The 1,180-nt window shown below is 54.0% G+C and carries 2 protein-coding genes; both read left to right on the top strand.

Annotation, left to right across the window (positions count from 1 at the left end):
* Nucleotides 1–338 (top strand): NlpC/P60 family protein (locus E0D98_RS24515; RefSeq protein ID WP_131891300.1); only part of this gene is annotated, 338 nt, incomplete at its 5' end.
* Nucleotides 236–880: a tail assembly protein gene (locus tag E0D98_RS24510; protein ID WP_047087102.1), complete on the top strand. Its 645-nt coding sequence runs from the start codon at nucleotides 236–238 to the stop codon at nucleotides 878–880. The genes E0D98_RS24515 and E0D98_RS24510, both read left to right, overlap by 103 nt.
* The last annotated feature ends 300 nt before the right edge of the window (nucleotides 881–1,180 follow it).

Here is a 1,180-nt window from a genome sequence, read left to right as displayed (position 1 = left end):
TGCCGGATTTTCATCGCGAGGATGACTGGTGGCGCAACGGCCAGAACCTGTACCTGGACAATATGGAGGCCACTGGCTTTTGCCGGGTGTCCCTGTCCTCTGCACAGGCAGGCGATATCCTGCTGTGCTGCTTTGGCGCATCGGTGCCGAATCATGCCGCCATTTACTGTGGCAACGGTGACCTGCTTCACCATATACCTGAACAACTGAGTAAACGGGAGAGGTATTCTGAAAAATGGCAACGACGAACGCATTCTGTCTGGCGTCACCGCCACTGGTCCGCATCTGCCTTCACGGGGATTTACAACGATTTGGTCGCCGCATCAGTCTGTATGTGAACACGGCAGCGGAGGCCATCCGTGCCCTGTCGCAGCAGGTGCCGGGATTCCGCTGTCAGATGAACGAAGGCTGGTACCAGATACGTATTGCCGGTGAGGATACCGCGCCGGACCAGATATCGCCCCGACTGCATGAGCCACTGAACCCGGGGGATGTCATTCATCTGGTTCCCCGGGCAGAAGGAGCCAAAAGTGGCGGAGTGTTTCAGGCCGTGCTTGGCGTTGCGCTGGTTGCGGCAGCTATCTGGATGCCGGGTATCGGTATTGCAGCCAGCAACATCATGTTCTCTATGGGCTCTGCAATGGCACTGGGTGGTGTGGCCCAGATGCTGGTCCCGAAGGCAAAGACGCCGGAGTACAAAAGTACGGATAACGGTAAACAGAACACGTATTTTTCGTCACTGGACAACATGATTGCTCAGGGGAATCCGGTGCCGGTGCCTTACGGTGAAATGCTGGTTGGTTCACGACGGATATCCCAGGACATCAGCACCCGTGATGAGGGCGGTGACGGGAAAGTGGTGGTTATCGGGCGGGGATGAAAAAAAATCCCGCAGTGTTCGGCGCCTGCGGGAAGAGATACGAAGATTAACTTTAAGGAATTTTTCATTATTCTGGCAGATGAACTGTAACGCAGCGTGATTATGAGCACTACAGTCAGTGTGCGGAAATGTGAATAAACTCAGAATTTTTATTCACCGGAAGAGGATTGCCGGATATCGGTGGCAGAGGACAGAAGGCATCATGCCGGGTTCAGGGGATAAAAAAATCCCGCAGAACTCCGTGCTGCGGGAAGAGAACGATGTTGACTAACCTGTTGGCGTTTTATTTTTATTGACCCG

Origin of the sequence: Escherichia sp. KCJ4928 (assembly GCF_004352695.1) — a bacterium.
Taxonomy (GTDB): domain Bacteria; phylum Pseudomonadota; class Gammaproteobacteria; order Enterobacterales; family Enterobacteriaceae; genus ECMA0423.
The sequence above is the reverse complement of the archived record's forward strand: the minus strand, read 5'-3'. Positions and strand labels throughout refer to the sequence as shown.